Raw genomic sequence first — 15,829 nt, 5'->3', positions numbered from 1 at the left:
AATACATGCATTATATATCCGACATTATACATTAATACAAATATTGAGCAATGAACAGAAAAATTCAATTATTATCCATATTATTTTTAGGGTTTTCGCAGTTTGCGTTCTCCCAGATCAAGGAGGAAAAACTGATTCTTAATAAGAAGCGTGAACCGGAGGTGAAGAAGATCGAGAAGAAGAAGACCTCTGTGGAAACCATCAAAAATTATCCGCCGGAAGAAAAATCCCAGAACCCCGTAAAGTACACCATAACAGATGTACCTGCGGTTTCGGATTTTAAAACATCGACGATTCAGGGACAGGATGTCACTCCAAAATTTGAAGGAACAGCTCAGAACAACTATTTACAATTTGGAATGGGGAACTTTGGGAAAATCCTTGGTGATGCCAATATTTCTAAAACCCTTGATAACAAACTGGAAGTAGGAGCGGATTTCCATTTCCTTTCCACTTTAGGTCTGAAAAAAGAATATGACTGGGATTCCAAGCAAAGTTCTACGGCTATTGGAGCGTACTTAAATTCATACGGTGAAAAAGGAAAATTCAATTTGAATGCCCAATATGCATTGGATAATAACAGATACTACGGAATTTATGCACTGACTCCCGCTGCGGATGTAGATTTGAAGCAAAGAGTCAACCAGTTCAAAGTAAACGGATATTATGATTTCTATTCCAATGAGATCTTAAATGATGTAAGGGTAAAATCATCTTTCCTGAAAGATCATTTTGATGCACAGGAAAATCAGGTTTCCATTTTGGCCAATCTTTCAAAGCATGCAGTGGAGATCGGGAAGTCAGGAATTACTCTGAATGCAGATTTAGGCGTTGGGGTAGAAGCGGTGAAAACGGATTTTGCGATTGTCAACAAAAACTCTTCCAATTTCTTTAATACAAGCCTTACTCCAAAAGTAACCTTCAGAAAAGGAGATTCTTACTTAATGTTAGGATCAGGGTTTTCTTTCCTGAATGCTAAAAATTCAAATGATGCGTTAGGTGGAGAAGTGAAAAATAACAAAACTTACTGGTTTCCACAGGCTGAATTTCAGGTGGCTGCCGCTAAGGAATTTAAATTCTACGGTGGGGTAGACGGTGGATTAAAGCTTAATACGTACGGAGATCTTCTTCAGGCGAATCCATTCATTCTTTCTGACCAGTTTTTAAAGCCAACGGAGACGCAATATCATTTTTACATCGGTTTACGTGGAGACATCGACGAAACGTTTAAATACGACTTCTCTGCAGGTTACGGAAAAATGAGGGATATTATGTTCTTCCAGGGGAACAATCTTTTCGACAATGTTTATACCTTGAACCGTTCTGCTTATAATTTTGCGAATACATTCTCTGCTGTTTATGATGATGGAAATGTAAGTGATATTAAGGGAAGCGTACAGTATTTCCCACTTGAAAATCTTGTTTTGGACGGAGAAGTAAGGTTTACAAAGTACGATCTGAAGAATTATGCGGATATTTATAACGTTCCTTTAGTGAATGCGAGCATCGGAGCAAAATATACGATGCTGGATAAAAAGCTACTGTTAGGGTTCAAAGGAATCTTTGCAAGTGACAGAACCACAAACTCTTTCGCGATCGAAGGCGTTGCGAATCCAAACCTTGTTTACCAGTCTACAGAGAACAAAAATGATAAAGTTGGGGGGTATGCTGATTTAAATCTTTCCGCAGAGTACAAATTTCACAAAAATTTCAGTATTTTTGCACTCGGAAACAATCTTCTGAACTCAAACTACCAAACGTATAAAGGCTATAAAGTCTTGGGCGCACAGGTTGTGGGAGGAGTGAAAATTACTTTCTAATAAAAAAATGAGTGATTGGTAATCGGTAGTGTTTACCCTATTGATGACCAATTACTCATACAAAAGGCTTCGTAGTTCAACTGGATAGAATATCGGATTTCGGCTCCGAGGGTTGGGGGTTCGAACCCCTCCGAAGTCACCTTTTTACATCAATAACCTGCTGTTTTTACAGTGGGTTATTTTTTTTAAGTATTTTTTGTATTTGCTTAAAGTCATTATGACTAGCTTGTTTTCAAATACCTGAAAATGAAACAATCCAGGAAATTATTTACTAGTCTTCGCCTGATCATTCACGCGATAGACAGCATTTTTCAAACTTTCAACAGGAAAATAAAAAAATATACATGGCATTAATCCTTCGTAATTTTAATTGTAGCCAGATGTCTTAGAGTTCGTTTTTTGGCTCTTTTATTAGGGTTAATTCACTCCGGAAATACGCAGTAATTTATAGCCAGAGTTTGCATATTAATAATGATTGAGATTAAAATATTGAAAATCAGCATGTTGATTATTTGTTAATATTTTTGATATTTTTTTACGATATATTGTTTTTTTTTATACTTTTGAAATATCAAATGAGTTAAAACCATAAAATACACTACCATGAAAACAAAATTATTTCTTCAATACACAAGTCCATAGTTTTCAAAAACTATCATTACAATTTTAAAACTTAAAATTGTACATCCACAGTTTCTTTTTTCTAATGTTTCACATAATTCTAATTATTATGTCAAAATATCTGTGCCGTAAAACGGTAGCTGTACTGGTGGTATTGTATTCGACCAGTGCTTATTCTCAATTGGTGGGTTCTGATGTCCAGATATGGGAAAAGTCAAGCCTGACAGCTCGTGAAGTTTCCAACCTGAAAGATGAGAATCTGCTCAACTTCCATTATGGAATTAAGGATAAAATCCTTAAAAAATACCTTAAACACAGCAAAAATAAAAGTCATACCTTAAGTCTTGTCCATAGTTTTAAGGAGGATGAAAAAATATGGGATAACGAGGGTCAGAAGATCTCTTTGAGTAACTATGTTTATGAAAATAAAGCTTCGGATAAGAATGTCAAAATCCGTAAAAGGCCAAGCTTTTTTACCTTCACTAAAAATTCTGAAAAAGGAGACGGAAAACCCGACAGCATCAAAATCAAGGTTGAGGACCGCAATCTTTATGAATTGATTTTCATTCCAAGAAAGGCGAAAAAAATGGACTTAAATAAAATCCATTCTTATCTGTCCATCAAGTATGGGATTTCTTTAGAGAAAGGAAAGTATTATGGGAGTGATGAAAAAATAATCTGGGATCCCGAAAAACATCAGGAATTCAAGTACAGACCTACCGGATTGGGAAGAGATGACGGAAACGAGCTGTATCAAAAACAATCATCGAATCAGGAAGATCAATTTTTAACAATTGGGAAAACGGATATTAAAAAGACCAACGTAGAAAATACAAGTCTTTTCGATCATAATAATTTTGTAATGTGGTCTGATGATAACAAATCAATGACGATGAAGGCCGAAGGAAACTTTAAGGTTCTGGAAAGAAACTGGGAAATTAATTTTATAGGCTCTACCATTCCTAAATCTAATTATAAAATAAGGATCAATAAAAAGACCATCAATCCCGATTCGCTTCCTATTGTTTATTGGATGTTCCTAAAAAACTCAGTAGGTGAATTAACGAAGGTGCAGGGCATCGAAAACGAAAATTATGTAGATTTCAATACAGTAGATTTCTATAAAGAAAAAGAAGGAGAAATTCTCAGTCATTTTACCTTCGCGGTAAGCCCTCTGCGGGATATAAAGAAAGATGATGAGACCAATTCCGGCTCGTCAATTCATGAAAACCAAGTTTCATTGGATCTCGATCAGATTGTTCTGTATCCAAATCCTGTTAAAAAAGGACAAAACTTTACAGTGAAATTTCCTGAAATGGACAACTTATCCATTGCTATTTATGATGGTGGAGGACGACTGGTGAAATTAGAGAAAATAGACCGTCATTCGAGATCATACAGCAGTTCTCTTGCGATCCAAAGCTCTTATCTGATCAGTGTAACACAAAACGGAAAAGTACTTAAAACATTCAAAGTAATCGTTGACTAAAAACCAAATCATGAAAATAAGATCATTAAAACTTCCTTTTAGAAAGAAGTCAGCCCTAATCGTGTGTTTTTTTGCAACCATGTTTGTTTTCGCAAGCTTTACAAAAGAAGACCGGTATAAAGTTCGGGAATGGAGAAAACACCTGATGAGCAAGCTGACCGATAAAAAGGAAATAGACCAGCCAGCCCCTTATTCAGATAAAGTGATTCCTGAAATCCAGGCTGATATAAAAAATGAAGATCAGCATTCAGCAGGTTCTGATGCGTATGTTGGTTCAGAGAGTTTAAATTTAAATCATGCATTTGATTTAGAATTCGATTCTGAAGAAAAGACTCCGGATATCCTGAACGTTTATTCAGCTAAAGAAAAAGAAGGGACGGTTGGAGTATTTTCAGATCAGGAAGAGGACAGGATTTCAGATAATTTCTTTACCATTGATATTCCTGCCTTACATAAGGAAAATACCAGTGCTTATCTAGAATATGATCTGTTTGGTTTAGCCTCGCACCAGTCTGTACCAAGATCTATTAATCATAATCTGGCAATGGGTGGTGAAATTATTGTGCCTCATGCAGCCTGGAGCCATCAGAAAGAAGAATTAAGTTCGGAGCTTATTAAAAACGGACGCAATACCATTTTGTTCACCGCTCCTGGAGATGGTGTAAAATATAAGGTTAAAAATCTGAAGATCGTTTTTGAAAAAACTAAAAAAGCATCTGGTGAACTGGCTGTGAATTCCATGTTGTCCGGGGATCAATTATATGTAAAAGGATTCAGCAAATTATCAACAGGTCTGAATATTAACGGTACTGACTTTAGTACTCAACATGGAGAGTTTGAAAAAATAGTTCAGTTATCAGATAAAGATAAACTGACTGGAAATTTTTCAATAACAGCTCATGGAATGACTCAATCATACAAGATTCCTGCAGATACAAAATCATTTAAAGTCTCAAATAATAATTATTTCGATTCCAAAGGATTAACAATTTCCAATGACAGAGAATTTGATATTCAGTATGAAGATTTAAATTTGAAAATAGAAAAGGAGACCTCTGAGGCTGCTTATATTGAAGTTTTAAAACTGAGAGAAAAAGATATTCCTTCTGTCTCCAACGGGCTAAAAAATGTTACACTGAACAAATCAGCGTATCGTTTTTCTGTAATTTCAGGAAAGCTGAATAAAAAAGTTAAGATGACCATTCCTTATGATGAAAAGAGACTGGGATTGTTTTCTCCCAAAGAAATCAAGGTTTTTTCATTTGACTATGGCAGGAGACAATGGAAAATAGCAGGACCGGCAGAAGTAGATGAGAAAAATAAAACGATAACATTTCAGGGTGAGGGTGAAGGTGATTATATCAATGGTGTTATTTCAGTTCCTGAATCACCACAGCTTAATTCTTTTGAACCAACTACGATCAGTGGTTTGAAAGCTGCAAATCCCGTGAGTGCTCCCTTGATGGAAGCTCCTACAGCAAGTCAGACAGGAGATGCAAATATCAATTATCCATTAATATTGCCGGCAGGTGTTTCGGGGATGCAGCCTTCCTTATCTGTTAACTATAGCAGTGGAAGCGGAAATGGCTGGATGGGAGAAGGCTGGAATATTGGAGGCTTATCATCTATATTGGTAGATACAAGATGGGGAACTCCGGCTTTTACAGCCGGACAGGAAACTGAACTCTACTCAATCGATGGAGAAATGTTAATATATCCTGATGGTTATCTGCCTCACAGACATAATAAAGTGAATCCAAATGGGACATTTGATACCACTCAACAGACCAGAAACGGATCAGGATCTAAAACTTTTTATATAAGAAAAAATCACGATTTTACTAAAATTGAAAGGTACGGAAGCAGTCCATCGGACTACAGATGGATCATTACTTCTCCAGACGGTACAAAAACTTTTTATGGTGGTGATCAGTCTACGCTTGTCCCCAATGCCGTGTTGAAGAATTACAATGGAAACATCATTCAATGGGGAATATGGAAGACGGAGGATGTTCATGGAAATAACATTATTTACGAATATAAAAACCAATCCATCAATAACTTTACAGGAGATGATCAGAACCTTAATGCGGGATGGGTATTCCATATTGATAAAATCTTTTACTCCGGAAGGAATGGTCAGAAAGGACCTTATATTGTAACATTTTTTAATGATACTCCAAGACAGGATAAACAGATTAATACCAAAGGCATCCTCAAAAGAATAGAGCCTTATTTACTTACCAAAATAAATGTTGATTTTAAAAATGCGAATAACCAGCAGCTCCATATAAGGTCTTATAATTTTACCTATAATCCCGGGATATTTCAGAAAAGCGTTCTAAGCAAAATGCAACTGAAGGTCGTGAATCCAAGGACCGATGGTGCAGCATTTGACTATAATTTTGAATACCATAGCGATAGTACAGTTTTCGGGGCTGCTACAACTGTGGCAACTCCTGATACTGACGCTTTTTCTGATGTTGTAAGTTCCATAACAACCCCTTCCAAAATAAGTGCAGATAATAATTTTGAATGGGGATGGTCTTTGAGAACAGGAGGTGGTCTGGCATTATTCAGACCTCAATTGGGAGGAGTGAAAAACTTTATGCTATCCCTGTTTGGCGGTGCTTCATATCCTCGGATAAAAAGAGGGCAGGAGTTAGTAGATTTCAATGGTGATGGCATATCAGATATTTTATATCGCAAAAGAAATGGCGATAATGGTATTAAGTTGATTCCGGGAAGCATTGATAGTAATGGGAAACTGGTATTTAACAGTGCACAGCAGCCGGTAGGAAATCTAAACAGTAATTTTTCTTATTCAAAAGGGACAACATGGAATCTGGGAGGAAGTGTTGTTTTTAACTGGTTTAAAATAGGATTTGATTTTTCATATATTAATTCCGAAAGTGAAAATGAGACTCCTATTTATATGATGGATGCCAATTTTGACGGATTACCGGATGTCATTAAAGATGATAAAGTATGGTTTAACCGAAGAAACGGAAATGTTCAGGAAATGGTTATTACCAGTGATTTAACGGAAAATATGGTCATCACTGATAATGATCCTCAGCCCTATACAGAGCCTGAAGATCCTGATGATATTGACCCTGTAAAGCCTAAAAATGACGTAGTCAAAGTTTGGATTGCCCCGAAAAACGGATTTGTAGAAATTTCGGATGAAGTGGCTATTGAGCCTGGTCAGGATAATTCTGCGAAAGCGGTCTATTCGATAGAGATTAAAAACCCTGCTATTGCTTCAAAAAATTGCCGATTATATTTAAAGGAGCTTACCAGTACTGCAAGTCAGGGTATTTCGATACGTCAGTATAATAGTTATCCGGGAACACCACTGGGAGTAGCCAATTCTTCCAGAATTTATGTGAAGTCCGGTGAAAAAATATATTTCAGATTACACAAAAGATCCGGAACGAATTATATTGTCAACACCAATCCTATCGTTACCTATACCGATAATATTGGAAGCCCGCTACACGATGAATTTATTGAGGAACAGGATGGATATTGGCCTAATCAAACAAATTATGATGATCAATTCTTTTTGAATAATCTGACGAAATCACTTAAATTTACTGAACCGGCTCATATTCATATTACGATTCCTGAATTTACAATACCTACACTATCCGACAGAGTAAAATATTCTATCGTTCTCATTAAGGAAGATATCAGTGTTGCACAGAATCAGCAGACGATCAGCAATGTCATTTATGAAGAAATCCTGGGTCCATCTCCCGGACAGCCTGTAACCGTTTCTCCGGTGGATCTTAATTATTCCGTACCGGCTCTTAACGATCCGGACGAATCATGGCATTTAAAATTCTTGGTAGAAACAGATTCACACATCAATAAAGAAATTGAATGGAATGATATTTTGGTAGAAGGATATCCTAATGCCTCCCACAGACACTATGCTGTGGCACAATATCCGTCTTATCATATCAGAGACCTGAAAAATAAATTTGATATTTCTACTTTAAATAATCTACCATCGGGTAACGATGATTATTCTATTTCTATTAATAAGAATTTTAGCTTTAGTCCTTCGGTTTCCGGTAGATTTATGTACGTGATCAAGAAAAAGGGGCTTTTTCTTGATAAAAGAATTGTAGAAATATCTAATGGTACCTTAAAAGAGTTTACAATAGATCATAACCTCATTAGTGGTAACGACCCAATACCTTTTTATCATGGTGATCCTACGGTGGGTACAATTGATGATCGGGAAAAACTGAATATCTTAATTTTCTGTGACACTAATAAAGACAGACTTGCCTATGAAGCCCTTAAATTGCAGCTGAACAATAATATTTTTAACATTTACAATCAGTCAGGCAACTCTCTTTTAAATCATACCACCGAAACATCAATAAATACGGGTGAGTACAACGGGATAAGTGCGGTTTATCACAACTGGGGGCAATTCCTTTATAATGAAGCGAAGGATATTGTTCCTGGGCCAGGAAGTACGAATCAGCAACCTCCGTTGACTCCCGGTTGTGAGCCACGCAAGGAAAACGACTGTATCATTATCCCGACAGGACCTAGCGGGAACACCGCCCCGGCCTATACTACCAATCCCAATACCCCTAAAGATCAGTATGGGGCATTAATTAATGATGCAACGCTTGAAAATCCTTTTCAGTTTAATTTAAATTTTCCAGCTTGTGCAGGGATTACCAATGCGCAACAATACGGGGAATGTATGGGAGATCAGCTTGCCAATGATTTTCAAAATAACTATGCCAATAATCAGGTATTTGGTGCAGCATCTCCTTTCACACCGTTAAATGCTTATAAAACCGAAAAGATAACAGAACATAAATGGATTAATCAGCTGTTTCATGAGCAATATTCAAAAAAAGGCAGTTTCAAAGATGATGAAACGCCAACCTCTCCGTTTTTAGATAGTGATACCGATACTGATGATATTGAAGTCGCCAACAACCCTAATACAAGAATGTTTGCCATTTCTAAAAAACAGAAAAGCAAGTCTAAAACAAAAAATGCGGGAATAGCCATCGGGCTCAATTTCACCAATTCTATTTCAGAGCTGAGAAATATAGGAAATATCCAAACACAGGACTTTTTTGATGTGAATGGGGATAACTATCCTGATATGCTGTATCGTGGACAATCCCAGCAAACGAGTATTTTAGGAGGCTTGAAAGGAGCACAAAGTGGTATCGAAGGAATCGACAGAGTGATTACAAGAACAGACGACTTTATGAACTCGAAATCTAAGGCATTTGGGGCATCAGGAAGCAAGTCGGTGGGGAGATACGGTCCTGTAATCGGAGATACATCTGTTTCATGGTCTATGAATGTTGGTTCATCCAATTATCCGAACTCATACAATAAGACAACTGAATATTGGATGGATATAAACGGTGACGGTTTGCCGGATAAAATTGAAGGAAACTCATACAAACTTAACTTTGGAACCGGGTTGGTTAATGGCGGTATTCCAGGATCAACAGGATCATTTGCCGGATTTGAAGGGCCTGTGTCAAAACCTGTACATTCTTCATCCTTTGGAATTGGCGGAGGTATCAACTCTGTCATTGATGCAGTTCAGGGAGTTGAATTGGGGATCGCTGTTTCTGGTGGGGTTGGCGGAGGATCTTCCAGCGCTACTTCAAAAAGATCATTTCTTGATGTAAATGGTGATGGGTTGGTTGATATTGTCCAGGTAGATGAAAATACCGGACAGACCAATGTAAAATACAATCTGGGAAATCGCTTTGGTAATCCTCAGAGCCTGAATGTCAGCCTTGCGGAAGAATCAAAAACACACAGTGGTTATGCCAACTTAAACGGAGGATTCTATATTAATATACCGGCAATTACAATTTTTGGTATTACACTTTTATACTTAAAACCTTTCGGAGCAGATCTTACTGCAAACGTAGGATTGTCAGTATCTGAAATCAATAAGGGCTTAAGAGATGTTAATGGCGATGGCCTTCCTGATCTTGTGGTTAATACCAATGATGGCTTAAAAATATACTATTCCCAGATCGGAAAGACCAATAAGCTTAAAAAAGTATCATATGCAGAGTCCTACAGTCTTTCTACACCTGTAAATCTTGGGACCGCTTTTACGATTAACTACGGATTCTCTAAACCGTCCTACAACGATCCGCAGGCAAAGCTGGTAATGTCAGAAGTAACCATGCCGAATCCTGATGCTTTCTCCGGAACCTATACTTTGAGTACAGGTGGCAAAGATATGATCAGACGATTTGACTATGAAAATTCAAGATACGACAGAAGAGAACGCGAGAAATATGGATTTGGAAAAGTTAAGATATACGAAATGTCAGATAATTCTACAATCTATCGTACAACTGTTCAAAACTTTTATAATCAAAATTATTTTGTTCGCGGTTTATTAAAGTCTACAGAAATTTATGGTGGAGCAGGGACATCCAATCTGTTGTCCTCTGCTGTAAACAATTATAAACTTTATAATTTTAATCAGACCATTAGTGAGCTGATAGAGTTGCCTTCCACTCAGTTTGAAACCTATGATGTGGGCGGAACAGAAGGTAAGAAAATGGGCCGCGTATTATTGTCTGGTTCCACTAAAACCAGTTACGAAAACGGGAATTCAATTTCTACACAAAGCCAGCTATTCTATAATAACAAAGGGCAGCTTACCAAATACCAGTACACAAGTCCGTCTTCAAGCTATAACAGTGTGATTGCTTATCATACGAATCTCAATAATATATTGAATGTTCCTAGCACGATCACAGTGTATCCGGGAACAGGTTCTGTAAATCCGCTGCGTAAACGCTCAACAGAGATTACAAATTTCAATACCGGAGATATTTCTAAGTTTAAAGTCTGGCTTACCTCAGGAGAGATTGCTGAAACAGATATTACGTATGATCCTTTTGGAAATATAAAAACCGTTAAGTATCCTCCTAATGAATTTAATGAAAGATCCCAACTGGAATATTTTTATGATCCTATGGGTAAATATGTAATTCAGGTAAAGGATCCTGTTTTTAACCTGTCTTCTTATGCTACCTATGACCCTACGATGGATACGGTTTTAGAATCTACCGATGTTACGGGTAATAAAATGAGCTATGAGCATGACGGATATGGAAGACCGCTTAGGATAATTAGTCCTAATGACTGGCAGGCACAGGTTAATACCATTAATTATGATTATTACAATACCCCGGTGACACAGAGTAATGGAAGCAAATTATATCTTTTCACAGCAACAACAAAGCATCTTGATCCGTATCATCCGAATAACGATATTGAAACCATTTCTTTTGCTGACGTTACAGGTGAAGTTATACAGGTGAAAAAAGATATAGAGATCGACGGCGAAGAAAAAATGTCGGTTTCAGGAAGGGCGATTAATGACAATTTGGGAAGAACGCTTGTACAATACCATCCGGTCTTCGAAAATAAAAATGCAACATTAAATAATAAACTGACCCTCACACTTTCTCAGCACCTTACTTATGCGGGTTATGATTATAAAGACAGAACAGTCTCTTCTGCCGATGAAGACGGTAATTCTGTAGATAACAAATTCTTCATAGAGAACAGTACATTTAAAACAGAAACGACCCAAATGCAGAATGCATCAGCAGAGCTGAGAACAGAAGTTTTCGCCAATGCTGAAGGGAAAACCGTAGAAACAAGAAATCATTTGCCGGGACAGGTTTTAAACACAGTATTCTCGTACAGCCAAATAGGGGAGATCATGAATGTTGTGGATCCTGAAGGTTTGGGAACCAGCTTTAGCTATGATATGGGGGGAAGAAGAATAAGTCAGGCCCATCCAGACCGGGGTGAGACTTCCTACACGTATAGCAAAGCAGGACAGCTTACCCATGTCTTAAACAACAATCTTAACAATAACGGAGGTACTCCTATCCATTATAAATATTCTTACAACCGATTAACAAACATCGACCTACCGGATATCCCAACAGGTTCAAATCCTGCAAATGTATCATATACTTATGGCACAACAGGAAACTCTGCCGGTAGAATCATTCAAAAACAGGACGGAACAGGAGTATCATCTTACCAGTATGGAAAAATGGGTGAACTTAATAATGAAGATCGATTTATCTATGGATTTTATATGCCTACTCTTCATTTCAATACATCCTATCGATATGACAATTGGAACAGAATCCTAAATATTACATATCCCGATGACGAAATTGTACAATATGAATATGATTTAGGTGGAAATCTAAAAAAAATATTCAATGAAAATGGTTATGAATATGTAAAATCGATTAAGTATGATCATTATGAGCAGCGTACAAATATTGTTTTCGGTAATGATACATCTTCTACCTTTACCTACGAACCGGGTATGAGAAGATTAAAAAACCATCTTTTGGTAGATGCTAACAGTAATTCGTTATTGGATGGTACTTACCACTATGATTACGCAAGCAATATAATAGGAATTGAGAACACCAGCCAGACAACCAATACCGGCTTTGGAGGAAACTATGCTTTTAATTATGAGTATGATACTCTGAACAGGCTTATAAGATCTTCAGGTAACGCTGCGCCAGGACGAAAAGAAGGTTTACCACCTAATCCAATTGTAGGAACGATAACCTCGATGTATAATACCGAATTATCTTATAAGATGGGCAGCGGTATAGAAAACAAAAGACAGCATCATGAGCAGGACGGGATAATCAACGTGAATAATACTTATGAAAATAGGTATTCCTATATCGATGGTACTCACATGGTAGAAAGAATTATAGATAGTAATACTGGAAATGGAGAGTATTTTAAATATGATGGCAACGGAAATGTGGTGAGTCATACAACGCTTCAAACAGGACCTACTGATTTTTTCTGGGATGAGCAGGATAGGCTACGGGCTGTACATACGCCGGAAATAGGTTCATTCCAGTATTATGTATATGACGACAAAGGGGAACGCACCATCAAAGCAAATCTTCGTAAGGATACAGAGCTGTACCAAAATGGTGAGATGATAGATAATGGTATTCATTTTAATGACTTTAAAGTGTATCCTAACCCTTATGCTGTGTACACATCAGATGGTATGCTTACCAAGCATTATTTTGCAGGAAGCCAACGTATAGCAAGCAGACTTGCCGATGTGGGTAGTCTTTTCAATAGCAGACAGGCAACATCTGCGGGTAGCAAAGAAGGTGCGGATCCTAAAGATAAACAATCCGCCGCTGATGCCGACTTCAAAACCTATTTGTCAAAAGCTGGCTATGAAAAAACGGAAATAGAGAAGGAATTTGCCAGAGCTCCGGCACCTGTAGGTGGTATTTATTACCTGCATGGCGACCACTTAGGCACAGCAACCTATGTTACCAATGAATATGCGGAACCTACGCAGTTTTTCTTAAATTTACCTTTTGGAGAGACCATGGTAGAGCAGCAGGAACCAACGACCTACGTCAACCCCTATAAGTTTAATGCGAAAGAATTAGACAGCGAAACAGGGCTTTATTATTATGGAGCGAGATACTTTAACCCACGATTGAGTATTTGGTATGGTGTAGATCCTTTGGCAGTCTACAATCCTGTAATGGAAACCCAGTTTTATGGAGATGGAGAACATAATGGAGGGGTCTATTTTTGGGGGAACTTAAACCCATATATTTATACCTATCAAAATCCCATTGCATATGTAGACCCCAATGGGAAACAGACTTTATCACCTGCCCTCGGCTATGGTTCAGGAGGTGGAAGAATTGAAGATCTTACGAAAGCAGGAGAAACCATAACTAAATTTTTCATAGGAGTTGGTAGATCTGTCGGTGATGCTTACGAATCATTAAAATGGCAAGCTAAAACTTCGTATAAAATGAACTTTGGCTCTCCTTCTGAGATGATTGCTACAGCTCGTGAGATGAATGATCAAGCACAAAGCACAGGAAGTTATTTGGCAAATGGGCAAGCATATGATGATGCTAGTGAAGCTTTACAAACTCCAGAAGGATGGGGATATGTTGCTGGAACTGCTGGATTATTGTATGTAACAAGAAAAGCTAACATTAGAACAGGAGTAGCAACAAAATTATGTTTCGTATCCGGAACGCTGATTTCTACATCTGAGGGACTAAAAAAAATCGAAGATATTAAAGAAGGAGATTTAGTTTGGTCTTATGATGAAGTAAACAACAAAAAAGAATTAAAGAAAGTGATAACGCTTTCGACAAATGTATCATCCGAAATAATAGTAATTAAAACAAAAAAATTAAAAATTGAATGTACACCAGAGCATCCATTTTATATAGAAGGAAAGTGGATAGAGGCAAAAAACTTGAATGTTAATGATAAGTTGTACAGTAAAGAAGGAAAATTTTTAAAGATTGTTTCTATAGTAAGCCAAAATAAGGTTGAAAAAGTTTATAACTTTGAAGTAGAAGAAAATCATAATTATTATGTTTCTGAAAAAGAGATTTTAGCCCATAATGATTGTGGTACAGGATGGATAAGGAAATCACTTTTTAGTAAGTTAATGAAAACAGATAAAGCTTTACTGGGAGAGTTTTTAGCTGCAATGGAGAAAGGAACTGTAACAAATGAAAAGGGAAGTGCAGGCATTAAACCACTTAAAGGAAAAGGTATTAATGGACATATGTATGAGTTGAAAATTAATAGTAAAAATGGCAAATATAGACTTTTGGGAGATTATGAGTCTGTTACTATTGGAAGTGGTAAAAACACTAAGACCATTAAGACTGTTGTATTTAAAGAACTTTATGTTAAACCAAAATAATGATCAAAAACGAGTTTTATAATAATTTTTTTATAGATATAGAATCTATATTTAGTATTGAAAAATTAACAAAAGATCTGCTAGATTATATAGAGGGATGTAATGTGTCTTCAGTTCATGAATTTACTGAAACACTTAAAATTCACAAAATAGAAGAAAGTGATACTATAAGTATTAGTGAGATTTTCATCTTAAAAAAATATCAGAATCAGATTTTTTTGCCTTATCAGGTCAATATCATTGTAGGAAATTTTGACAGTAGTTTTGGGCTGCTTTTAATGGATAAATTTAAGGCTGAAATGTCATATGATCTTGATTTTGAACTTGTGACGGTTGATTTTATTCATAATGTTGATTGATCATAATAATGATATTGTAGATTTATAATCCGTACCTGTCAATAGAAAAACGCTAACTGTTTAGATGTTAGCGTTTTTTATTTTATTTCAAAAGTTCATTAGCATTAGCAGTTTTGCATGAAGCCAGTGTATGGAGAGCAGACTTGCAGATTCGGAGGACTAATTTCCTTTACCTTTTCACCTGAATACAGCAACTTGAGTCACCGTTTGGTGTCCAAAATAGATGCGGTATTCCTTACATTTACCTTTCAGGAAGATAATAGGTGATTGGTCCGTTTTTTTTTAAAAAAATTTCAGATATAAGGTTCAGCTATTTCAAAAAGAAGCGATCTTGGAATCTCTTTTGTTGTGGCTTTACTCATCCGTAGATTTCAACGCCCATGCAATCAGGGGAGCCTGCATGAAGAGTCTCGCCATTCTTTGATTATCGGTATTAAGGCCAAAAGAATCTCTTCTGTTTTTATACTGAGCAATATTTCCGGGTAGAACCGCAGCAAAAAATGTGGCGACCAATTTACCTACAGTTTTCCGGTGTTTTTTTGGAGTGGCAATAATGGCCGTACCTAGAAGTATTTCTGCTATTCCTGAATAGATAACGGTATCATCTTTCTTTAAAGGAACCCAATCCGGCACCTGAGCCTGAAATTCTTTTCTAGCGAAAGTAAGATGGCCAATACCTGCGGTGATCAAAAATGTACCAAGAGCAATTCTTGAAATTTCTTTAGTTTCCATAATCGTA

Annotated in this window: 5 protein-coding genes and 1 tRNA gene; 5 read left to right on the top strand and 1 reads right to left on the bottom strand. The window is 36.8% G+C overall.

All coding sequences use genetic code 11. The features are described 5' to 3' along the window. Positions 1-50: 50 nt before the first annotated feature. From BW964_RS02740 to BW964_RS02720, 5 genes are all read left to right on the top strand, one after another. A complete protein-coding gene (locus BW964_RS02740) occupies positions 51-1,820 on the top strand; it encodes a TonB-dependent receptor (protein ID WP_076504482.1) in 1,770 nt (589 codons plus the stop codon). Positions 1,821-1,885: 65 nt separating this feature from the next. Further along, positions 1,886-1,959 (top strand) — tRNA-Arg (locus tag BW964_RS02735). A gap of 591 nt (positions 1,960-2,550) precedes the next feature. Beyond that, entirely contained in the window at positions 2,551-3,930 is a 1,380-nt protein-coding gene (locus BW964_RS02730; RefSeq protein ID WP_076504480.1) for a T9SS type A sorting domain-containing protein, read from the top strand. A gap of 10 nt (positions 3,931-3,940) precedes the next feature. Continuing rightward, positions 3,941-14,731: a polymorphic toxin-type HINT domain-containing protein gene (locus tag BW964_RS02725; protein WP_084175527.1), complete on the top strand. Its 10,791-nt coding sequence runs from the start codon at positions 3,941-3,943 to the stop codon at positions 14,729-14,731. Beyond that, complete coding sequence (locus BW964_RS02720; RefSeq protein ID WP_076504476.1) at positions 14,731-15,090, top strand: hypothetical protein; 360 nt, start codon at positions 14,731-14,733, stop codon at positions 15,088-15,090. Before BW964_RS02725 ends, BW964_RS02720 begins: the two co-directional genes overlap by 1 nt. Positions 15,091-15,444: 354 nt before the next feature. On the opposite strand, the gene BW964_RS02715 is transcribed toward BW964_RS02720, so the two are convergent. After that, entirely contained in the window at positions 15,445-15,822 is a 378-nt protein-coding gene (locus BW964_RS02715) for a DoxX family protein (protein WP_076504474.1), read from the bottom strand. Positions 15,823-15,829 lie beyond the last annotated feature (7 nt).

Source organism: Chryseobacterium shigense (genome assembly GCF_900156575.1).
GTDB classification, from domain to species: domain Bacteria; phylum Bacteroidota; class Bacteroidia; order Flavobacteriales; family Weeksellaceae; genus Chryseobacterium; species Chryseobacterium shigense.
The sequence above is the reverse complement of the archived record's forward strand: the minus strand, read 5'-3'. Positions and strand labels throughout refer to the sequence as shown.